Annotated in this window: 23 protein-coding genes and 1 pseudogene; 2 read left to right on the plus strand and 22 right to left on the minus strand. The window is 40.4% G+C overall.

Annotation, left to right across the window (positions count from 1 at the left end; genetic code table 11):
• Nucleotides 1-36: 36 nt before the first annotated feature.
• The 20 genes from rpmA to DXA60_RS15050 all read right to left on the minus strand — a co-directional run bounded on the left by rpmA (nucleotide 37) and on the right by DXA60_RS15050 (nucleotide 19,696).
• Nucleotides 37-321, minus strand: a complete 285-nt coding sequence (gene rpmA, locus DXA60_RS14955) for a 50S ribosomal protein L27 (RefSeq protein WP_006856086.1) — start codon at nucleotides 319-321, stop codon at nucleotides 37-39.
• A 3-nt stretch (nucleotides 322-324) separates the two neighbouring features.
• On the minus strand, nucleotides 325-654 hold the full coding sequence (locus DXA60_RS14960) for a ribosomal-processing cysteine protease Prp (RefSeq protein ID WP_117922158.1): 330 nt from the start codon (nucleotides 652-654) through the stop codon (nucleotides 325-327).
• 18 nt (nucleotides 655-672) lie between these two features.
• Complete coding sequence (gene rplU, locus DXA60_RS14965; protein WP_006856084.1) at nucleotides 673-978, minus strand: 50S ribosomal protein L21; 306 nt, start codon at nucleotides 976-978, stop codon at nucleotides 673-675.
• Between the two features lie 160 nt (nucleotides 979-1,138).
• Complete coding sequence (locus DXA60_RS14970; RefSeq protein ID WP_117922190.1) at nucleotides 1,139-1,972, minus strand: undecaprenyl-diphosphate phosphatase; 834 nt, start codon at nucleotides 1,970-1,972, stop codon at nucleotides 1,139-1,141.
• A gap of 17 nt (nucleotides 1,973-1,989) precedes the next feature.
• Nucleotides 1,990-3,246, minus strand: coding sequence for a ribonuclease E/G (locus tag DXA60_RS14975; protein WP_117922159.1), 1,257 nt, complete (start codon nucleotides 3,244-3,246; stop codon nucleotides 1,990-1,992).
• Nucleotides 3,243-3,968: a TIGR03936 family radical SAM-associated protein gene (locus DXA60_RS14980; RefSeq protein WP_117922160.1), complete on the minus strand. Its 726-nt coding sequence runs from the start codon at nucleotides 3,966-3,968 to the stop codon at nucleotides 3,243-3,245. Before DXA60_RS14980 ends, DXA60_RS14975 begins: the two co-directional genes overlap by 4 nt.
• Before the next feature lie 71 nt (nucleotides 3,969-4,039).
• Nucleotides 4,040-5,902, minus strand: a complete 1,863-nt coding sequence (locus DXA60_RS14985; protein WP_117922161.1) for a TIGR03960 family B12-binding radical SAM protein — start codon at nucleotides 5,900-5,902, stop codon at nucleotides 4,040-4,042.
• A 33-nt stretch (nucleotides 5,903-5,935) separates the two neighbouring features.
• Nucleotides 5,936-6,235 carry a hypothetical protein gene (locus DXA60_RS14990; RefSeq protein ID WP_241070675.1) on the minus strand — a complete coding sequence of 100 codons (300 nt, stop codon included), beginning with the start codon at nucleotides 6,233-6,235 and terminating at the stop codon, nucleotides 5,936-5,938.
• Between the two features lie 138 nt (nucleotides 6,236-6,373).
• Nucleotides 6,374-7,450, minus strand: coding sequence for an acyltransferase (locus DXA60_RS14995; protein ID WP_117922162.1), 1,077 nt, complete (start codon nucleotides 7,448-7,450; stop codon nucleotides 6,374-6,376).
• Between the two features lie 122 nt (nucleotides 7,451-7,572).
• Nucleotides 7,573-8,856 (minus strand): bifunctional phosphoribosyl-AMP cyclohydrolase/phosphoribosyl-ATP diphosphatase HisIE, encoded by a 1,284-nt coding sequence (gene hisIE, locus DXA60_RS15000; protein ID WP_117922163.1) that lies wholly within the window; start codon nucleotides 8,854-8,856, stop codon nucleotides 7,573-7,575.
• Nucleotides 8,857-8,952: 96 nt separating this feature from the next.
• A complete protein-coding gene (gene hisB / locus DXA60_RS15005) occupies nucleotides 8,953-9,540 on the minus strand; it encodes an imidazoleglycerol-phosphate dehydratase HisB (protein WP_117922164.1) in 588 nt (195 codons plus the stop codon).
• A gap of 16 nt (nucleotides 9,541-9,556) precedes the next feature.
• A complete protein-coding gene (hisD, locus tag DXA60_RS15010) occupies nucleotides 9,557-10,849 on the minus strand; it encodes a histidinol dehydrogenase (protein ID WP_117922165.1) in 1,293 nt (430 codons plus the stop codon).
• A gap of 70 nt (nucleotides 10,850-10,919) precedes the next feature.
• The gene (gene hisG / locus DXA60_RS15015; protein WP_117922166.1) at nucleotides 10,920-11,567 is read right to left on the minus strand and encodes an ATP phosphoribosyltransferase; all 648 of its coding nucleotides are present in this window, start codon (nucleotides 11,565-11,567) and stop codon (nucleotides 10,920-10,922) included.
• A 13-nt stretch (nucleotides 11,568-11,580) separates the two neighbouring features.
• Complete coding sequence (gene hisZ / locus DXA60_RS15020) at nucleotides 11,581-12,765, minus strand: ATP phosphoribosyltransferase regulatory subunit (RefSeq protein WP_117922167.1); 1,185 nt, start codon at nucleotides 12,763-12,765, stop codon at nucleotides 11,581-11,583.
• A gap of 138 nt (nucleotides 12,766-12,903) precedes the next feature.
• Nucleotides 12,904-13,437, minus strand: coding sequence for a Holliday junction resolvase RecU (locus DXA60_RS15025; protein ID WP_117922168.1), 534 nt, complete (start codon nucleotides 13,435-13,437; stop codon nucleotides 12,904-12,906).
• Nucleotides 13,438-13,524: 87 nt separating this feature from the next.
• Entirely contained in the window at nucleotides 13,525-14,517 is a 993-nt protein-coding gene (locus DXA60_RS15030) for an RluA family pseudouridine synthase (RefSeq protein ID WP_117922169.1), read from the minus strand.
• Nucleotides 14,518-14,529: 12 nt separating this feature from the next.
• Nucleotides 14,530-16,464 carry a YgiQ family radical SAM protein gene (locus DXA60_RS15035; RefSeq protein WP_199536237.1) on the minus strand — a complete coding sequence of 645 codons (1,935 nt, stop codon included), beginning with the start codon at nucleotides 16,462-16,464 and terminating at the stop codon, nucleotides 14,530-14,532.
• A gap of 78 nt (nucleotides 16,465-16,542) precedes the next feature.
• Nucleotides 16,543-17,253, minus strand: coding sequence for a pseudouridine synthase (locus tag DXA60_RS15040; RefSeq protein ID WP_117922171.1), 711 nt, complete (start codon nucleotides 17,251-17,253; stop codon nucleotides 16,543-16,545).
• Nucleotides 17,254-17,349: 96 nt separating this feature from the next.
• The gene (locus DXA60_RS15045) at nucleotides 17,350-18,192 is read right to left on the minus strand and encodes a M23 family metallopeptidase (protein ID WP_117922172.1); all 843 of its coding nucleotides are present in this window, start codon (nucleotides 18,190-18,192) and stop codon (nucleotides 17,350-17,352) included.
• A 46-nt stretch (nucleotides 18,193-18,238) separates the two neighbouring features.
• Entirely contained in the window at nucleotides 18,239-19,696 is a 1,458-nt protein-coding gene (locus DXA60_RS15050; protein WP_117922173.1) for an aminoacyl-histidine dipeptidase, read from the minus strand.
• 30 nt (nucleotides 19,697-19,726) lie between these two features.
• Between DXA60_RS15050 and DXA60_RS19805 the strand changes: the two are divergent.
• Together DXA60_RS19805 and DXA60_RS19315 are read left to right on the plus strand one after the other, a co-directional pair.
• Nucleotides 19,727-20,092, plus strand: a pseudogene (locus tag DXA60_RS19805) (nucleoside recognition domain-containing protein); the annotation flags it as partial.
• Between the two features lie 279 nt (nucleotides 20,093-20,371).
• Entirely contained in the window at nucleotides 20,372-20,710 is a 339-nt protein-coding gene (locus tag DXA60_RS19315) for a hypothetical protein (protein ID WP_243006912.1), read from the plus strand.
• Here the strand turns inward: DXA60_RS19315 and DXA60_RS15060 are convergent.
• Both DXA60_RS15060 and coaD read right to left on the minus strand, forming a co-directional pair.
• Nucleotides 20,637-21,242: an ATPase gene (locus tag DXA60_RS15060; protein WP_117922175.1), complete on the minus strand. Its 606-nt coding sequence runs from the start codon at nucleotides 21,240-21,242 to the stop codon at nucleotides 20,637-20,639. The two genes, DXA60_RS19315 and DXA60_RS15060, sit on opposite strands and share 74 nt — an antisense overlap.
• A 12-nt stretch (nucleotides 21,243-21,254) precedes the next feature.
• On the minus strand, nucleotides 21,255-21,740 hold the full coding sequence (gene coaD, locus DXA60_RS15065; RefSeq protein ID WP_117922176.1) for a pantetheine-phosphate adenylyltransferase: 486 nt from the start codon (nucleotides 21,738-21,740) through the stop codon (nucleotides 21,255-21,257).
• Between the last annotated feature and the right edge of the window lie 16 nt (nucleotides 21,741-21,756).

The following is a 21,756-nucleotide window of genomic DNA, read 5'->3' on the forward strand; positions in this document are numbered from 1 at the left end:
TGTGATGGGTGTTCATAGTCGGGTCCACAGTACATTTTATTCAGCTACTGGATAAACGGAAGCCTGTTTTTTATCTCTTCCTTTTCTTTCGAATCTTAAAATACCATCTGTTAAAGCAAATAATGTATCATCTCCACCGATACCTACATTAACACCTGGATGAATCTTTGTTCCACGCTGTCTGTATAAAATGTTTCCAGCTTTTACAAACTGTCCGTCTGCTCTTTTTGCTCCTAATCTCTTAGATTCGGAATCACGACCGTTCTTTGTAGAACCAACTCCCTTTTTATGAGCAAAAAACTGAAGGTTCATATTTAACATGTCTTACACCTCCCTGAATTTTAGAATGATATAATCATTTCCATAAGTGTTTTGTATTCCCTGCAAACCTAAAACCAATGACCTCATAAGTAGATCGGCATCATGTCCTGCCGGGGAAGAAAACGATAAGCTTATCTTTCCTGTCTCCTCATCCGAATCAGTAGAAAAGGCATCTTTCGTATATAAGCCGAGACTGTTTACCGTATTGATGACCAATGCGGAAATCCCTGCACACACAATATCTTCGCCTTCCTCTGCATATCCGGCATGTCCAAGACATTCAAAGCCTAAAAACTCGTTGTCACGGTTTCTGAAAATCGTTATCTTTGTCATAACAACTTTCCCTGTCGATTACGCGTTGATCTTTTCAATCTTAACCTGTGTAAACGCCTGTCTGTGACCGTTTTTCTTGTGATAGCCAGTCTTTCTCTTGTACTTGTAAACGATAACTTTTTTACCTCTGCCCTCTTTTACGACAGAAGCCTCAACAGAAGCGTTTGCTACATCAGAGCCAACTTTGATACCGTTGTCAGATACAGCTAAAACCTGATCAAAAGTTACTTTCTCACCAGCTTCTTTTCCGAGCTTTTCAATGGTAATGATATCGCCTTCGGATACTTTGTACTGTTTACCACCTGTTGCTATAATTGCGTACATATGGCACCTCCTATTATCATTACTCGCCAGTTATGGTGCCTTCTATCTGGTTTTAATACAGAATAGACGGACTTTTAGACCTCACTGTGCGGCATACTTCGTTACTTTAGCATATTTTTTTTATTACGTCAACTGTTTTTTTCATATTTCAAAAATATTTTTAAATAAAAGCAAAATATATTAAAACTAATGCTCCAAGCACAATCCTGTACCAGCCAAATACTTTAAAGTCATGTTTTCTGATATAGGACATCAGGAAACGGATCACAATAATTGAAACAAGGAATGCCACCACTGTTCCAACTCCTAAAATGATAAACTCTGCTCCAGTAAATGCGAATCCGAACTTTAAGAGTTTTAACAGACTCATGCCAAGCATAACCGGAACTGCAAGATAAAATGTAAATTCTGCAACGGCAACACGTGAAACACCGATGATCAGTCCACCGATGATCGTTGCACCGGAACGAGAAGTTCCCGGAATTATGGAAAGCACCTGAAATAATCCGATCATAAACGCTGTCTGATAAGAAATATCAGCCAGTGTCTTTATCTTCGGTTCTCTTGTCTTATTCCAGTTTTCGATCAGAATAAAAGCTACACCATAAAAGATCAGTGCAATGGCAATTACGACCGGAGTATGAAGATGTGCTTCAATATAATCATCAAATAAAATCGTAACAGCCGCTCCCGGAATGCATGCTACAACTACCTTAAACCATAAAGAAAATATATCTTTTCTTATTACCGGCTTTGTTTTATCTTTAAACTGAAACGGAAACATCCGGTTCCAATAAAGAACAACGACTGCAAGGATCGCACCGAGCTGGATAATAATAAAAAACATTTCTTTGAAAGAATCGCTTGCGTTTAACTGCAGAAATTCATCAACTAAAAGCATATGTCCGGTGCTGCTGATCGGCAGCCATTCTGTAATTCCCTCCACGATTCCAAGAAAAATTACTTTTAAAATCTCAATAAAACTTAAATCCATTTTACACTCCATTCCTGTCAGGATAAACTCTCCCGCAATGATTTTTTTATTTTTTTTCTGGTAACCTCTACCAGACCGAGTTTTGTCATCTCGACAATCTGCGTTGGTACCGGATCTTTTTTCAATGCCGCTCCAAAAGCATTCAAAAGTTCCATTTCTGCCTTCTTTGATTCCAGATTAATAAAATCAACGATCACAATTCCCGAAATATTGCGGAGCCTTATCTGCCGTGCAATTTCTTCTGCAGCTTCTATATTCACTTTAAGGAAATTTTCCTGCATTTCTTTTTTTGCAATATTCTTTCCGGTGTTTACATCGATCACCGTCAATGCTTCTGTCGGCTGGATGACAAGGTACGCTCCAGACTTTAGCCATACCCGCTCCCTCAATGCATCATGAAGCTGCGAAGCAATTCCACTAAGGGCAGCTAACGAAATCATTTCGTCATTATAATAACGGATTTTTAATCCATGCCCGGTAAGTACTTCATCTACTCTCGATTTAATACTGCCTCCGGTCACAAGCTGCTCTGTGCCAATGCCATACATGCCACAGATTGATTCATAAATTGTCCGGTCATCTGTCACAACTTCTTCCAGATCTGTTTCATAAAGCCCGTTTAACATCTTCTTCCACGGCTGATCCTCTTTATGAACAAGAGAATAGCAGTTTAAATGTTTTGAACCTGAAATACTTCTTTCGACCTCTTTTTCAAGCTGAATTAATTCAAAAAGCAGTTCATCTTTTGATGCCTGCGCTGCATTCGTACGGATGATCACACCACATTTTAACTGATCTTCCTTTGGCAGAAAACTTTTCACAGTGTTTAACAGTTCTTCTCTTTTTTCATTTCCAAGTTTAGAAGAGACACCGATCTTTCGTTTTCCAGTCGTAAGGATCACATATTTTCCAGTGAAAGTAAGGTTTGTGCTTACGGAAGGATCCTTTGTCTTTAACGCTTCTTTTACTACCTGGACAAGAAGTTCATCTCCTGCACATATCGCCTTTTTTTCGGACTGCTTCTTGGTAAAAACCGGATTTTTCAATTCCTGTAACGGAAGATAACAGTTTTGTCCCGGAGCAATACGGACAAATGCGGCATTCAGATTCTTTACAACATTTTCCACCCTGCCGATATAAATATTTCCAAGTAAAGACGTCCCTGTCAGAGATTCCGGCACCACTTCTATTAATTTTTTCCTGTCATCACAGAGAGCTGCAATGCGGTATTCTTTTTTTTCTATTTCTGTCGTTGTAATGATAAAACGGTTCATCGGATCACTTCACCCATTTTTCCAAGGGAGATAAATCCATCACCTGCAGGATCTATTGCATACACATCCCTGCGGTGAATCTGGATCGCATTCTGGTCATAAGTATAACCCATCGCCTGAAACATTGCTTCAAGTACAAGTTCCGGTTTTAAGTTATCAGTACTTCCGGTGGATACCTTTAAATAAAACACTGGTCTGCCTTCTCTTTCTGATACGTCAAATGCATATACAAGCTGCTTTAAGTCCATGACTTTCTCGCTCTTTTTTGTCTGTTTCGTGACCAGAAATTCTTCTTTTTCTGTAAAATATCTGCGGATACCATCTGCAAAAGCAGGAACATCTGCAGCCGGTTCATAACCATCTTTAAAGTAAAGGTCATAATCTGCAGCAGCTACCATGGACATTGCTGTTTTGGCGTTGTCCGGCAGTTTTACATATTCAGTAACTTCCACACCTTCCACCATAGTATCGTTCAGCGCCTTGATCGATGCTTCACTTGATCTGGTAGAATTTACTTCAATATCAAGATACTCCCCATCACTGGTGATTCCGACACCAAGCGGTGCCGCAAAAGACATGATCTGGTGCGGGGAAAAACCTTCTGAATAACAGATATCAATTTCTGCCCTGCGCATTGCTTTCTGAAAATAACGCATAATATCCAGATGTCCGATAAAACGCATTACTCCGTATTTACGGAATTTAATCCTTATTTTTATCATAATGTCAACCTTACATTAACCCTTTCTTCTTTTACATTAAGTATCTCATGTAAAACATTAAGTATCTGTTCTTAACGCTCTGCCATACAAACTCCAGTTTTAAACCGGGCTGCACCACATCCGGAACAGCGCATCCTGCAGTTTGGAGTTACATTCTCTCCCATAGCATTTTGCCATTCACGTTTTAAGAATTCTTTTGTCACACCCGTATCAATAAAATCCCATGGAAATACTTCGTCGAGGGAACGTTCTCTCTTGGTGTAAAAGTCCATATCTACACCGCATTCATCAAATGCATCTAACCATCTCTGATAATCAAAATATTCGGACCACGCGTCAAATATGCCGTCATGCTCATAAACAGTACGGATCACACTTCCAACTTTACGGTCACCACGTGCTAATACACCCTCTAATACTGTCACGTCTGCTTCATGCCAGTTATATTTGATACTTTTACGGTTTAACTGTTCCTTTACCGTATCATTTACAACCTTCGCACGTGCAATATAATCTTCCGGATCATGCATGGATGCCCACTGGAACGGCGTAAAAGGCTTTGGCACGAAAAATGATGTTGAAATTGTGATCTGGCATTTACCATTCCGCCTGTCCTTCGGGATCTCATAATACCGCACCGCAATATCATTTGCCAGTTCCGGTATTGCTTTCATGTCTTCTTCTGTTTCTGTCGGAAGTCCTAACATAAAGTAAAGTTTTACCTTATTCCAGCCACCCTCGAATGCCATACCGGCACCTTCTAAGATAACCTCTTTTGTAAGTCCTTTATTGATAACATCTCTAAGCCGCTGGGAACCAGCTTCCGGGGCAAATGTCAGGCTGCTTTTTTTGATATCCTGTACTTTTCCCATAACATCTAATGAAAATGCGTCGATACGCAAAGATGGAAGTGAAATATTAACTCCCTTTCCTTTAAATTCTTCAATCAGAAATGTAACAAGTTCCTGCAGCTGTGAATAATCAGAGGAACTTAAAGAACTTAAAGAAATCTCTTCATGTCCGGTTGACTTTAACATCTTGTACGCAAGTTTCTTTAAACGTTCCACATCCTTTTCACGTGTCGGACGGTAAACCATACCAGCCTGACAGAAACGGCAGCCACGGATACATCCCCTTTGGATTTCAAGAACAACACGATCCTGTGTTGCCTTGATAAACGGTACGATCGGTTTTTCCGGGTAAACAGCCTGTGTCATATCGGTAACGATCTGCTTTGTGACTGTATGCGGTATATCCTCAAAAATCGGTTCAAATTCTGCGATCGTGCCATCTTCCTTATAACTTACTTCATATAAAGATGGTACATAAATACCAGGAATCTTTGCCGCCTCATGTAAAAACTCTTTGCGCGAAGCACCGCTCTGTTTCTTTTTTTTGTACAGATCAAGCAGTGTGTCATAGGAAACCTCTCCTTCTCCCATATAAAACAGATCAAAAAATTCTGCGATCGGTTCAGGATTATAAGTACATGGACCTCCACCGATCACGATCGGATCATCCTCTGTACGGTCTGCCGCCTCAATCGGGATCTGACTTAAATCTAAGATCTGTAAAATATTGGTATAGCACATTTCATACTGGATCGTGATTCCTAAGAAATCCGCATTTTTAACCGGCTGCTGTGATTCTAAGGAAAACAGTGGAATCTTCTCATCCTTTAAAATTTTATGCAGATCCGGCCACGGAGAATATACACGCTCACACCAGACATCCTCCCTTTTATTTAACATATCATATAAGATCTGGATACCAAGGTGTGACATTCCTATCTCGTAAACATCTGGAAAGCACATCACGAACCGGATATCAACCGCATCTTTATCTTTTATCACACTATTTAATTCGTTACCTATATAGCGTGCTGGTTTGTCGATCTTCATCAGTATCTCATCGGATAAAGCTAATTTTGTCATTTAAAAAAATCCTTTCTCTTTTCTCTCTTGCGCTCAATGTATCATAACATAATTTTTGAGATTTGTATAATAATGATTATCACAGATCATTTCTGTGACCGTCTGTGTGCTGTAACCACAAATATCCGTATGTGTATACATACAGGCTAAAAAAACTGCAAAAATGCATAAAGAAAGAAAAATACGCAGTTTTAGTGCAGCTGCAAATCCCATTTCCGGTGCAGAATACTCTGATTCTCCTGTCCGCCTTTTTTGCATGCCGTTTTCCTCATAAAAAGAGTCACGGATATTCTGCACATATTCCCTTCGTCTGTCTATTATTTGTCTGTCCATAAAAATCTCCATTCTTGCGTGTGAAAAATGTATTTTTCACACTATCCTCATTTCCAAGCCAGTCTGTCTGTATATAATTATATTACATACAAATGTTTTATATGCGGTATTAGTTTACCATAAAAATATTATGTATACTTATCGTTTTATTTTTTTCTTTCTTGAAAATGGGATCTGAAGCCATTTCAGTAATGTATTATCAAGGATCATTGCACCGAATGCCGAAATAAAAAGTGTCAGGACCATCATAACGATACAGCCACCTGCAATGCCACCGCTCAATACATCAACATGTAGCTTCTGCTTTACCACAAAATGAAGTACACCCCAGTGGATCAGTAAAATAGAATAACTGTACCGGCTGATCCACTGCACAAAAAAACTGTTTTTTGTTTTCTGAACTGCAAGTCTTTTTACCAATATAAAAATAGCTGCTGAAAATGCCATCATTGTCGGTGAATTCTGATAGATATAATCTACATAATTATTTCCGTTCCAGATCCACATACATGTTTCCAAAAAAGCAAGGAAGCCCGCCATCAAAAAAACATTTTCCATTTTTCTGCTGCATTTTTCGGCAAGAAAATATCCAAACAAAAAAGTTCCCGCAAAAGAATCTACAACGATTCCAAACACAGATTTTACCCCAAACAAGGGCAGATAAGTATCCAGCGTGCAGATGATAAATATTACTCCGATCACACCCGACAACACATTATCCGGTATATTGTGTACGATATACCGGATAAACGGTGTCAACACATACAACCAGATAATTACATAAACAAGCCAGAAATGCGGTGCCTCCACCGGGGCACCTGTTAAGATCCGTTTTAACATCAGAAACCAGTGGTCTGGTTTCAGCCAGTCAATCCCCTCTTTTGCAACAACATAGAGGATATAATAGACAACCAGAGGTATCGCTACTTTCGTGAAACGTTTTCGAAAAAAAATACCGGCCGGCTCATTTTTTACCGGAAGCAGCAACGCTCCGCTTAACATTACAAAAAGCAGATTACAGGATAAAAGAATATAATTAAAGATGGTAAGCACCCGAAATGCGATACTTCCGTATTCTGTCATGGACGCAGCAAGTGAAACTGTATGTACCCCGATCACAAATACGGTTGCTATGACACGCAGATCATCAATGTAGATCTTACGATTTTTTATATTCTTATTTCCAATAAATATTTGTTTTATTTTTTCCAGCATAGGATTCTCCCTTTTGCGGCTTTTATGTGATTATGGATTTTCCCTATTACCCAAAAAAACTTTGCCGTACTTTTCAGTATAGCAAAGTTTTTCTATTCCCTCAACCGTTGAATATGTAATTATTATCTCTGGGAAAGTTCCTGAGTAATCTCCTCCCAGGTAACTCCTTTTTCTGCCATTAAAACCATCATGTGATACATAAAATCAGATATCTCGTATTTGATATCTTCCGAATCCGGATTTTTAGCGGCAATGATGATCTCTGATGCTTCCTCTCCGATTTTCTTTAAGATCTTATCAAGTCCTTTATCAAACAGATAGTTGGTATAAGAACCTTCTTTTGGATTTGCCTTACGGTCTAAAATGATTGCATAAACATCTTCTAATACCTTAAGCGGATTCTTCTCCATGTATTCTTTTTTAACGATCTCGTTAAAGAAACAGGAACCATTTCCGGTATGACATGCCGCACCGATCTGTGATACTTTTGCTAAAATTGTGTCATAATCGCAGTCAGCAGTCAATGACTTTACATACTGGATATGACCCGATGTCATTCCTTTGATCCATAATTCCTGACGGCTTCTGCTGTAATAGGTCATCTTTCCAATATTAATCGTCGTCTCAAATGCCTCTTCATTCATATATGCAAGCATCAATACTTCATCTGTACGATAATCCTGCACGATAACCGGAACCATACCATCTGAATTTTTCTTTAAATCTGCCCATTTTAATGCAGGTTCAAAGTTGTCCATCTTAATTCCACCTGCGGAAAGCTGGGACTTTATTTCCATGATATCTGTTTCCGGATCATTGATAAAAGAACCGGCGATTCCACGCACATTTTCCCGTTTTAATGTCTCAATAATTTTTTCGTAATCACATTCCTCAAAATATACGACATAAGGAACATCCGTAATATTTTCGATCGCAGTCAGAACACCGGTATTTAAAACCAGAAGCTCATGAAAATGCTCCTGCATTTCCTCCTGATGTTTAAAAACAAAATCAACATTTGCTACTGATACGAGGATGCGTTCTTTTCCAAAACGATCGCTTGCCTCTCTTGCGATATCCATACTGTTAGATTTCGCACCGTTTACAATAACCTGCAGACATCCGGCATAAATAAACTTCTTAACATCTTCAAAACGGCTGATATTCCCGCCGGCACAGACTTTGATCTCAACATTACGATTGATGTTTTTGATCGTTTGAATATTTTTTTCATGTTCTTCATCATCCTCCGATAGATCAAAGATAATGATCTTATCAATACCACTGTCATTATAAAGACGTGCAAGGCTGATCACATCCCATCCCATCGGTTCAAAATTATCCATACCTTTTACAGCCTGTCCATTTTTCAGATAAATGGTGGCGACAATGTTTTTATGTTCCATATTATAAAACTCTCCATTCCTGCATTTTCCTGATAAGCGATATGCTTTTCTCTTTCATTGATCACAGATTCATTTCTGCAGGAATTGTCAAGTCTCCTACAGACTGCCCTTTGTGGACAGCACATCTGTGATACGCGGGTCATAACCGGTTGCTTCATCTAAAGCTCTCGCAAAAGCTTTAAACATTGCTTCGATCATATGATGATTATTGCCTCCTGACAGTACACGGATATGCAGATTCATGCCCGCCGCATAAGAAACGGCATAGAAAAATTCTTTTACCATTTCCGTATCCATATACCCCACCCGTTCTACGGTAAATTCACCGTCAAAAACAAGATACGGTCTGCCGGAAAGATCCACGGCACAAAGCACTAAAGTTTCATCCATCGGCAAAATACAGCTTCCAAAACGTTTGATGCCTTTTTTATTTTTTAGTGCTTTACGGATCGCATTGCCAAGCACGATTCCGGTATCCTCGATCGTATGATGGCAGTCTACCGCAAGATCCCCTTCTACTTTAACATCAAGATCAAAGAAACCATGTCTTGCAAAGCCGTCAAGCATATGATCAAAAAAGCCGATTCCGGTATCAATATCTGCTTTACCGGTTCCATCTATGTTCAGATTGATCTTTATATCTGTCTCTTTTGTTTTTCGTACGTACTCCGCTGTTCTTTCCATTTTATCACATTCCTCTCTAGTCTTCAAACCGTACCCGGATTGAATTTGCATGTGCAGTTAACTGCTCACATTCAGCAAACTGTACGATATCTTTATAGATCGGTTCAAGTGCCTCCCTTGAATAAGAGATAATACTTGATTTTTTGATAAAATCATCCACACTAAGCGGCGAGAAAAATTTTGCTGTTCCGTTGGTCGGCAGCACATGATTTGGTCCGGCAAAATAATCACCAAGCGGTTCACTTGAATATTCTCCGACAAAGATTGCTCCTGCATTGCGGATCTTTGTCATTGTCTCAAACGGATTCTTTGTAACAAGTTCAAGATGTTCCGATGCGATCTCATTTACCGTTGCAATGGCTTCATCCATGTTTTCTGCTACCAGAATATATCCATAATTATCTAAGGATTTCTGAATGATCTCTTTTCTGGATAACTGCGCCACAAAGCCTTCCACTTCTTTTGATACCTGCTCAGCCAAGGTTCTGCTTGTTGTGACAAGAATCGCAGAAGCCATTTCGTCATGTTCCGCCTGTGAGAGAAGATCTGCCGCAACAAATCGCGGATTTGCTGTCTCATCTGCCAATACCATGATCTCACTCGGTCCTGCGATAGAATCAATACTTACAAAACCAAATACGGCTTTTTTTGCAAGTGCCACGTAAATATTACCAGGACCTACGATCTTGTCTACTTTCGGAATACTTTCCGTACCAAATGCCAGCGCTGCGATTGCCTGTGCCCCACCGACTTTATAAATAGCATCCACACCTGCCTCTTTTGCAGCGACCAAAGTTGCCGGATTGACTTTTCCGTCTTTTCCAGGCGGCGTTGTCATAACGATTTTCTTTACACCTGCAACTTTCGCCGGAACGATATTCATAAGCACAGAAGACGGATAAACCGCCTTTCCCCCCGGTACATAGACACCGACTTTCTCTAAAGCTGTCACTTTCTGACCTAAAATAATTCCGGATTCCTCAGAGTCAAACCAGGAATACTGGCGCTGCTTCTCATGATATTTACGGATATTTACCAATGCTTTACGGATCACTGCAAGCAATTTTTCATCAACTTTCTCATATGCCTCTTTGATCTCGTCCTCTGTGACCAGGATATTTTCTGCGTTAATGTCAGCTCCGTCAAAACGCTTTGTGTAATCAAAAATCGCTGCATCACGGTTCGCTCTCACATTTTCTATGATCTCATTTACTCTGCCTTCAAATTCACCATAAGAATTCGGGCTTCTTTTTAAAAGATTTTCCAATATATTTGTTCTTGCTTCTTCTGTCAGTTCTATAATACGCATACTTCTCCTCCATTCCAGAATATCTGCTGCATCTCTTTTATTTCAGATACACTGCAGCAGACATTTTATATTATTTAATTACGGTCTTTAAATCAGAAATCAGTTTTGTAATACGCTCATTCTCCATCTTCATGCTCACCTGATTAACTACCATGCGGGCAGAAAGCGGACAGACCTCCTCAAGCACTGACAAACCATTCTCACGCAGTGTTGAACCTGTCTCTACGATATCACAGATAACCTCCGACAATCCAACGATCGGTGCTAATTCAATCGATCCATTCAGTTTGATGATCTCAACTGTCTGGTGTTTCTTATTATAAAAATAATCTTTTGCAATACGCGGATATTTGGTCGCAACACGGATCAGTTCGTGGTGGTTTAACAGTTCTTTGGCGCTTTCCGGTCCGCAGATACACATGCGGCATTTTCCAAATCCAAGATCTAATACCTCATAAATATTTCTGCCTTCCTCTAAGATCGTATCCTTTCCTACGATACCGATATCCGCAGCGCCGTATTCCACGTAAGTCGGCACATCCGGTCCCTTTGCAAGGAAAAAACGAAGTTTTAACTCTTCGTTGACGAAAATCAGCTTTCTGGTATCTTTATCCTTCATCTCCTCACAGGTGATCCCGATCTGTTCAAACATCTCTAAGGTTTTCTTTGCAAGTCTGCCCTTTCCAAGTGCAAAGGTTAAATATCTCATATCTTCCATCGTATCTGTCTCCTTACATAAATGTCACATTTACACAATGATTCTGTTCTGCGTAGGCACGATAATCTTCTTCGGTTTTTGAGATATCTCTTGCCATAAGCTCCACATTGCTGCCGCACTTACGCAGCTCCATTGCCTTTTTGACTGCCTCACTGCGCATTTCCTGTCCATAAATAATAAGTTCATTCTGATACTGCACCGGAATCTCAATCTTTTGTCTCGAAAGTGCTGCCATCAACTGGTCAATAACGATCGCAAAACCGATAGATGCAGATTCTTTTCCGAAATAAGTCAGAAGTTCATCATAACGGCCGCCTTTTACGATCGGTTCACCACTTCCAAACGTGTATCCCGCAAAAATGATACCTGTATAGTACTGGTAATTGCTTACAATCCCTAATTCCACGGAAACATATTTATCAATTCCATAAATCTTTAAAACCTGATGTAATTCTTCCAGACGTTCGATCGCGTTCAAAATACGGGGATATGCATCGGCATATTTCTTAGCTGTCTGCAGTTCATCTGCACCGGTATAGAGATTACCAAGCATTCCAAACAATGCTTTTAAATCATCGTTTAAGTTCAGGGGCTCTGCAAACTCAGTTACGCCGAAATAATTTTTATTGGAAATAAGATCATGAAGTTCTTCTTCCTGTTCCTCATTCAGACCGGCCGCATCTGTTAAGCCGCGGAAAAATTCTGCATGACCGACAGAAAGCTGAAACTCTTTCAGACCGGCTTTTTTTAAACAATCAATTACCATGGCAATGATCTCTGCATCTGCATCTACCGTAGAATCCCCTAAAAGTTCTGCACCAAGCTGTGTGCTTTCCTTTAATCTGCCCTGATAACTGTTGTTATTCAAAAATGTATTGCCCATATAACACAGGCGGATCGGCATGTTCTCCTCACCGAAATACATTGCAGCACAGCGTGCGATAGAAGGTGTAATATCCGGACGAAGTACTAACGTATTTCCTTCCCGGTCAAAAAACTTATACAGATCCTTCGAAGGTGTTGTTCCGATCTCTCTGCCAAATGTGTCAAAAAACTCAAATGTCGGTGTCTGAATCGGATGATAACCATATTGTTTCTGCACTTTTAATAATTCATCCTGTAAAATCAGCTTTTTCTCGCATTCGTCATTGTAAATGTCCCTGACACCCTCAGGTGTATGTAATAACTGTCTTTTCATCGCATCTCCATTCCGGGACGTTCTATAACAGGTGCCTCTGTTTTCTATCGTCCCTGCACACATTTTTCTTTCACTTTAGCGTGCTACCTTGTTACCATATGAAACTGTTGTTTATTATATTGGAAAACAAATGGAATGTCAATCCCTTGCCAGTAAATCTTTTTGCAGGGTATCCAGATAGGGAACCAGAACTGCCTTTCCTTTTGGGAGAAAATAATCAGGCTCTAATTCTTCATACCGGAAACTTTTTCTTCCACCCTCTTTGGCTCGGTTCCAGAATTCTAACAGCTTTACAAGACGCAGATAATAAAATTCATCCCTTGCGGTAAAACTGATCAGGAAAAATGAAATTCCTCCCTGTTTTTCATAATTTTCCATAAACGTCACCTGATGTTCATGAATATTCTGAAGAGGAAATGTATCCGTTGCACATTCTTTTGCATCAAAGCAGACCGGAATCCCCTGTACAGCACCAATGTAATCAACCGTACTTTTCTGGTCAAAATATGCCAGAGTGATATGTCTGGTTTCCTTGTCAATGTTGATCGGTGTGATCGGCGTTGGCACTTTCTGGATCAGTGCAAGTCCGTTTGCCAGATAGGTTTCATTGGTACGGTTGATAAATTCTTCTAAGGTAGAACCGCGGAGTCCTCTTGAGTTCCAGGTTGCCATGATAATACTCCATTTCTGCCCATCTTTTGGGCATTCTGCTTTTACATGCAGGTTTTGCATGCAGCTACAAATGATCTACAAGGTTTTTTATGATTGATTTTCAATTATTTTCCATGCCCGTTCAAACTCACTGCCACATGGTGCCGTGATCTCTTTTCCATCCTCAAATACAAAACGACTCGCATGGAGAAGCTGGGATGTTATATTCGCATTTTTCTTAAAATATACGTTAACATCAGAATTTCCATATTTATAATCTCCGATGATCGGATGCCCGGTTGATGCAAGATGCGCACGGATCTGATGCGACCGTCCGGTCATCAGATGTACTTCAAGTTCAGTATAACCACCCCTGCAGCGTATCGGGCGGTACTCCGTTTCGATTGGAAGCCATTCCCCCACAGAAGGCTTTGTTTTTCGGATCAAAACCTGATTTTCCGTTTCATCTTTTTGCAGATATCCTTTCAGATAAGAAGATTCTTTTACCGTTCCCCTTACGATACAACGGTAATATTTCTGTACAGTACGCTCTTTTAGGGCTTTTGCCATATTCTGAAGTCCCTTTAAGGTTTTTCCGGCAGCCAGCAGTCCTGACGTATTACGGTCAAGTCGGTTACAGATGGACGGACGGAATGTCCGGAATGAACTTTCTGTCAGTTCTCCCTTAGCGATCAGATATGCAAGAATATATTCATTTGCCGAAATATCCTCCGGTTTTGCTTTTTGTGAAAGCATCCCCGTTGGTTTATTGATAAAAATAATATCTTTGTCTTCATAAACAACCTGAAGTTTACGTTTTCCTGACGTAAATTCCTTCGAAAGTACATTAAGTGCCTCATATTCCGGGTTAGATGTTGTACTTCCACTGAATTTTTCGAAGGTTTCATCTGAGAAAAACAGTTTTACATCATCACCTTTATTGAGTTTTTCCGTTCCATCTGCCTTTTTCCCATTTAAAGTAATGTTCTTTTTCCGGAGCATTTTGTATATAAAGCTGCCCGGCGCATTGCCAAGCAGCTTTTTTAAATATTTGTCGAAACGCTGTCCCGCTTCGTTGTCATTAATTTTAAATTCACGCATTGATTTTTCTTTCTATTTCTTTTTATGAATATTGCGGATCGTCTTTTTCTTCTTTGCACCGGTACTCTGTCTGGCTCTGTTTCCGGCTGTAGCCGTCCGTCTGTCGTTTTTTGCACCATTCCTGCGGAAAGTATTTTCTCCCTGATGTTCTCTTCGCGGACGGATCAGGCAATGTTTATCATATCCGATCAGATCAGTTCTTCCGGCTTTTGTGAGAGCTTCAACCACCAGATCATAATTTTTCGGATTCCGGTACTGGATCAGGGCTCTCTGCATTGCCTTCTCGTGCGGATTGACGGCAACATAAACCGGCTCCATCGTACGCGGATCTAATCCCGTATAGTACATACAGGTCGAAATCGTTGAAGGCGTCGGATAAAAATCCTGCACCTGTTCCGGCATATACCCAAGATCCCGTAAAAATTCAGCCAGCTCTACTGCTTCTTTTAAAGTAGAACCCGGATGGGAGGACATCAGGTACGGAACCAGATACTGTTTTTTACCCAGTTTTTCATTCATGTCCTTATATGCCTTCACAAATTTCTTGTAGACCTCAACACTCGGTTTTCCCATCTTCTCTAATACAGCATTCGATATATGTTCCGGTGCAACCTTAAGCTGACCGCTGACGTGATGTTCACAGAGTTCACGTAAAAAAGTACGGTCTTCATCATAGATCAGATAATCAAACCGGATACCTGAACGAATAAAAACTTTTTTTACATTTGGAAGCTGTCTTAACTTCCGAAGCAGGGAAAGATAATCTTTGTGGTCTACTTTCAGATTTTTGCACGGCTGCGGAAACAGACACTGCTTATGAGGACACACACCTTTGGTGAGCTGCTTGTCACATGCCGGTGCACGGAAATTTGCCGTTGGCCCTCCTACATCATGAATATATCCTTTAAAGTCCGGCTCCCAGACGATCTGGTTTGCCTCCGCTAAAATGGATTCATGGCTCCTGGTCTGAATAATGCGTCCCTGATGGAATGTCAATGCACAGAAACTGCATCCACCATAACAGCCACGGTTGCTGACTAAAGAAAACTTTACTTCTTCAATCGCAGGTACCCCGCCTGCTTCCTCATAAGACGGATGGTATGTTCTCATATAAGGAAGCGAATATACCTGATCCATCTCACTCTGTGTCAGAGGTTTTGATGGCGGATTCTGTACCACAAACATTTTGCCGTCATAAGTTTCGAACAGACGTTTTGCCACAAACGGGTCTGTATTGCTGTACTGTACATAAAAACTCTTTGCATATTCTTTTTTGTCTGCAAGCAGTGCTTCATAATGAGGCAGTTCGATCGCATCATAGATGTCTTCACGTTTTCTGGTCTTATATACAGTACCATCAATAAATGTAATATCTTTAATGTCAAGACCACTGTCTAGGGCATCTGCAATTTCTATGATACTGTGTTCACCCATACCATAGGAAATGATGTCTGCGCCGGAATCTAAAAGAATTGAACGTTTTAATTTATTCGACCAGTAATCATAATGTGCAAGCCTTCTTAAACTCGCCTCAATCCCACCAATGATGATCGGTTTATGTTTATAGGTCTGCCGGATCAGATTACAATAGACGATCGTTGCATAATCCGGACGTTTTCCCATTACACCTCCCGGTGTGAAGGCATCATTCTGTCTTCTTTTTTTCGAAACAGAATAATGATTTACCATGGAATCCATATTTCCCGCGGAAACAAGAAATCCAAGCCGGGGTTCACCTAAAATATTGATGGATTCTTTATCATGCCAGTCAGGCTGCGCAATAATTCCGACTTTATAGCCATGCGCCTCTAATAAACGCGATATGATTGCATGTCCAAATGACGGATGATCCACATAAGCATCACCACACACATAAACAAAATCAAGCTGGTCTATGCCGGCTTCTCTCATGTCCTCTTTGCTGATTGGTAAAAAACCGTTTTTCATGTTAATCCTCATTTCTGTATGTTACGTTACAGGCAATTTAAATATCCGATATACCTCTGCCTGTTTTGTCTTTTTTTCTTATCTTACATTACGCAGCCGCTGTAATTCCGGTTCTGTCAATGGACGATATTCACCGGGCGCAAGATCATCCGGCAGAACAAGTGTACCCATTTCCACACGTTTCAGATAAGTAACCTTCTTCCCGACCGCCTCAAACATCCGTTTGACCTGATGAAACTTCCCTTCTGTAATTGTTAACCTGATCTTTGAATTGTCACCCTGATGCAGAATCTCCAGAAGTGCCGGTTTTGTAGGCTTCTCCTCACCTATGTCAACTCCATTTTTAAAAAGGTTAACATCTTCTTCTGTGACCAGTCCGTCAATTTCTGCATAGTAAACCTTCGAAACATGCTTCGTTGGACTAAGCAGATCATGCGCTAATGCTCCATCATTTGTGATAAGCAGCAATCCTTCGGTATCAATATCAAGTCTTCCTACCGGAAAAAGATCATGCCTGGCAGTGTCAGTCAGATAGTCCATAACTGTCCGGTGCAGATTATCTTCTGTTGCACTCACACAGCCAGCCGGTTTATGGAATAGATAATATTCATACTCTGTATACGTGAGTGGGTTTCCGCGATAACATACCGTATCATTTTTTTCATCCACCTTTTGTTCCGGTTTCTTTATCACTTCCCCATTTACGGTGACAAGACCGGAACGGATATATTTTTTTACTTCACTTCTGCTCCCTGTTCCAAGTTCGGTCAGCAATTTATCCAGCCGCATGTTTTCTCCATTCTTTCAGATGCATCTGTATAGATCAGCTCTTATTTTCTGTATTTGTGTTATGTTCACAATCATATTGCCTGAAAAATTTATAACTTACCTGAGTACGCCGCCCTGTCTTTCCCATAAATAAGATAGCATTGGATATGAATTGACAGAAAACTCCGTTCCATTTTTATCATTCATATAAATCCCCATATGAAGGTGAACCACAAAATTCCCAGTTGTTCCCTCCACGTCGCTGTAGCCGGTATCTCCCATAAATCCAAGGAATGTCCCAGCCGATATCTGTTCACCGATCTGAAAATCTTTTGCATACTCTGCCAGATGAGCATAATAAAAATATGCTCCGGACGGACTGCGGATTCCGATCCGGTAGCCGCCAAGACGCAGCCAGCCTATATTTTCCACGACACCGTCCGTCATGCTGTAGACCGGATATATTCCGCGCACATTTTCAGATGCCATAATATCGCATCCTTCATGACCACGGTCACCGCCAAAAGTCCGGCTCTGCATCCAGCTGTTTTCAAAACCGACCGTATCATCTGGTTTTCCCACAATTTTTCCAACCGGGAAACACAAAAGATCACTCCAGGCACATTTGACATATTCCTTTATTTCTGAAAATTCATCACCACGATATTTTTTTGCATCAGAAAGCTGCTCTTTCAATATCCGAGGATCTGTTATCTGACAGTCTGATGCAAAATACATCGTCAGTAATTCACTGAATTTGTCAATATCTGATTCCGCGGCATCAAAAAAGGTATCGCTCTGATCTTTTGTTAGGTTATGGTTCCGCAGATTGTCAAATGCCTTTTCATAAGAAAAACAGTTTCTCCTGTGTGCACTCTCTGATATTTCTTCTGTCAAAAGTACCTGAAGCACTGCCATTCCAAGTAAAAACAGGCACTGCCATAATCTGACTTTTTTCATAAGATCAGCCTGGACTCCCTCATTTTATTTGTGATATTAATTTTTACTATTTACATCTCTTTAAAAATTCCACGATCAGTTTCCATACCTTTTCCGTAGAAGAAATGCTGAGACGTTCTTTTGGTGTATGAATATCAAAATTATCCGGTCCAAAAGAAACACAGTCTAAATCTGCGATCTTGCCAGATAAAATACCACACTCAAGTCCCGCATGAATTGCTTCAAATACCGGCTCTTCATGGAACAATTCTTCATATACCGCACTGATTCCCTCACGGATATCTGACTCGGCACGATATTCCCATGCCGGATAATCTCCGCTTACAGAAATCTCACCACCCAAAAACTCAGCTAAGTATTCTAATTTGTCTTTTAATTCTTCTTTTCTGGTAGAAACGCTGCTTCGTACAGAAGCCGTCAGCTCCAGAGCATCTTTGGTCAGTTTCATGATTCCCGTATTTAAAGATGTTTCAACCAGTCCAGGCATTACCATGCTCATATGCTGTACACCATTTGGTACATTGCGCAGATAGAATATCACTTTTGTCATGGAAGAATAAGATAATACATCATATTCGCCTGCTCCATTTTCTTTTACTTCAATGCAGACAGCCGGATCTGAAACAGCATATTCTTTTTTAAAGATATTCTCTAATTCCGAAACATAATCCAGAAATTCTGTCTTTTTTTCCTCCGGGATAACAATTTCTGCTTCACTCTCACGTGGGATTGCATTATCTTTTAATCCGCCTGCAAGTGAAACAATTGCCATTTCCATACGATCAAAAAAATATTTCAATACGCGTCCCATCAGAATGTTTGCATTTGCATGTTCTTTATCAATCTCACTGCCAGAGTGACCGCCCTCTAAACCGGTTACAGTCAGCCCCACACTATACCCCTGCTGTGTCTGCCATGTTACTGGGATCACCGTGTCCACGGTCATGCCTCCGGCACAGCTTGTCAGGAAATGACCTTCCACATCAGAGTCAATATTTAACATCTTGTGGCCTTTTAACATGGAAAGGTCTATAACTTCTGCCCCAAGCATACCGATCTCTTCATCTACCGTGATCACAGCTTCCAGCCTCGGATGTGCGATTTCCGGTGAATCCATGATTGCCAGTATATAGGCAACTGCAATACCATCATCACCGCCTAATGTCGTTCCTCTTGCTTTTAAGAAATCGCCATCCACATAAAGATCAAGACCATCTTTTTCAAAATCAATCTCCACGCCCTTTTCTTTTTCGCAGACCATATCCATATGTCCCTGCATGATGATCGGATCTGCATTTTCATAACCGGCAGATGCCTCCTTTATGATCACAATATTGTTTGCCTCATCCTGGTAATATTCCAATTCATGCTCTTTTGCAAAAGAAACCAGATAATCACTGATCTGTTTTGTGTTTCTTGAGCCATGCGGAATCTCTGCTAATTTTTCAAAATATGCAAATACTTTTTTTGATTCTAACTCTGGTAAATTTAATTTGTTCTTCATAGACGCCTCCTGTTTCTCATATATTCTAATATGAAAAAAAAATTATTATTCTTGTATATCCTTATTTTTGTTATTTATATTTTATTTTTCCCCAAAAGCGCAGTAACTGCAGCTGCAAATGGACTCATTCTGTGGTATGAGCGTGTGCTTCCCTCTCTACTGCCATTTGCTATTTTATCCAATATACTGATCTACTCCGGTTTTACGGAATATCTCGTAAAACTCTTTTATCCTTTTCTCCGCCTGATCTTACCAACCAGCAGAAACGGTTCGTTTGTATTACTTTCAGGTTTTCTGTTTGGTTTTCCAATGGGAAGTAAAAACTGTGCTGAAATGTTAAAATGCGGGCAACTGGAATACATAGAAGCAAACATACTGTTTATGGTTACAAACAATATCAGTCCTGTATTTATCAGCGGTTATATCCTCTGTCAGGAGCTCCAGATGCCTTCTCTGATCTTTCTCAGCTATCTGGTGTTATTTCTTCCTCCCATTATCACCGGGAGAATTCTGTTCGCCATCGTACAAAGGAGAAGAAAAACACTTGCCAGGCAAAACAGTAAAAACATCAGCACATACAAAAAGCCAGCATCTGGATCTCAAATAAATTTTAAAATCATAGACGCCGGCATCATGAACGGTTTCGAAACATTAACCAGACTTGGAGGTTATATTATGCTGTTTTCCATGATTTCTTCCATGCTTCAGCTGATTCCATTTCCGGAAAGCATAAATCTGATGCTCTGCGGATTTACAGAAATCACAAACGGTATCAAAGCCGTGAGTCAGTCATCTCTCTCACCTGCACACCGCTACACACTTGCCATGGCATTTACCGCTTTCGGCGGGCTCTCCGGTCTGGCACAAACTGGTTCAATGATAAAAGGAACCAGTCTCTCCATCAAAACATATGGAATGTTTAAACTTATCATGACCGTAATTACTGCTGTTCTGGCATGGGCTGCTGTATCTCTTGTGTATCCGGCTGCTGTTCTTCCTGCAGGTCTGCCGTAGGATTCAACTCGGCACGATTTGTGGTGACAACATCAAGAAATCCCTGCAGAGCACTCATATATGCCTCGCTTCTTGCCTTTGAAGAATCCATTGCATGCGAGATCGTGCTCTCTAAATTCTTTAAAATATCGTCTGTATACTGCATAGCGCCCATACGGATGTTATTGGCATCATTGGTCGCATTGTCTAAGATCTCCTGTGCCTGCTTCGTTGCGATCATGACAACTTCATTTGCCTGTGCATATGCCTGCTGCATAATTTCATGCTCGCTGACAAGTTCATCGGTTTTCACCTGCGCCTGGGCGATGATTGCATCCGCTTTTGCCTGTGCATCTGCTAAGATTGCCTCTTTATTGCTGATAATCTTCTGATATCGCTTGATCTCATCCGGAGTCTTACTACGGAGTTCATTTAATAATTCTTCCATAGTCTCACGGTTTACAATGATCTTAGACGGTGCAAAGGCCTGTGTCTTACAGCCGTCAATATAATCTTCGATCTCATCTATTATCTGTTCAATTCTGCTGGCCATAGTAACCACTCCTTATTTTTTAATCTGATACTTTTCATAAATCCGGTCTATAAAACGTGTCGGCACAAACTTGGATAAATCTCCTCCATAAGATGCAAATTCTTTCACGATCGTAGAACTCAGATAAGAATACTGGAGACTGGTTGTCAGAAAAATCGTCTCTACTTCCGGATTTTCCACATGATTTGTCTGTGCTATCTGCAGCTCATATTCAAAATCGGTTACAGCCCTGAGTCCTCTTACAATGATCGTTGCGTCAATTTCCCTCATATAATCAACTAACAGACCATCAAAACATGTCACTGTAACATTTGGCATAGAATCCGTCATCTCTTTAATCATACTAACACGTTCATCTAAAGAAAACAACGAATTTTTTGCGCTGTTATTAAGTACCCCGACAACAAGTTCGTCCACAATTTTAGCAGATCGTTCTATAATATCTAAATGACCTAATGTCAGCGGATCAAAACTTCCCGGATAAATTGCTTTTTTCATAGGTTCCTCCCATACA

This window comes from Roseburia sp. OF03-24, assembly GCF_003463035.1.
Classification (GTDB): domain Bacteria; phylum Bacillota; class Clostridia; order Lachnospirales; family Lachnospiraceae; genus Roseburia; species Roseburia rectibacter.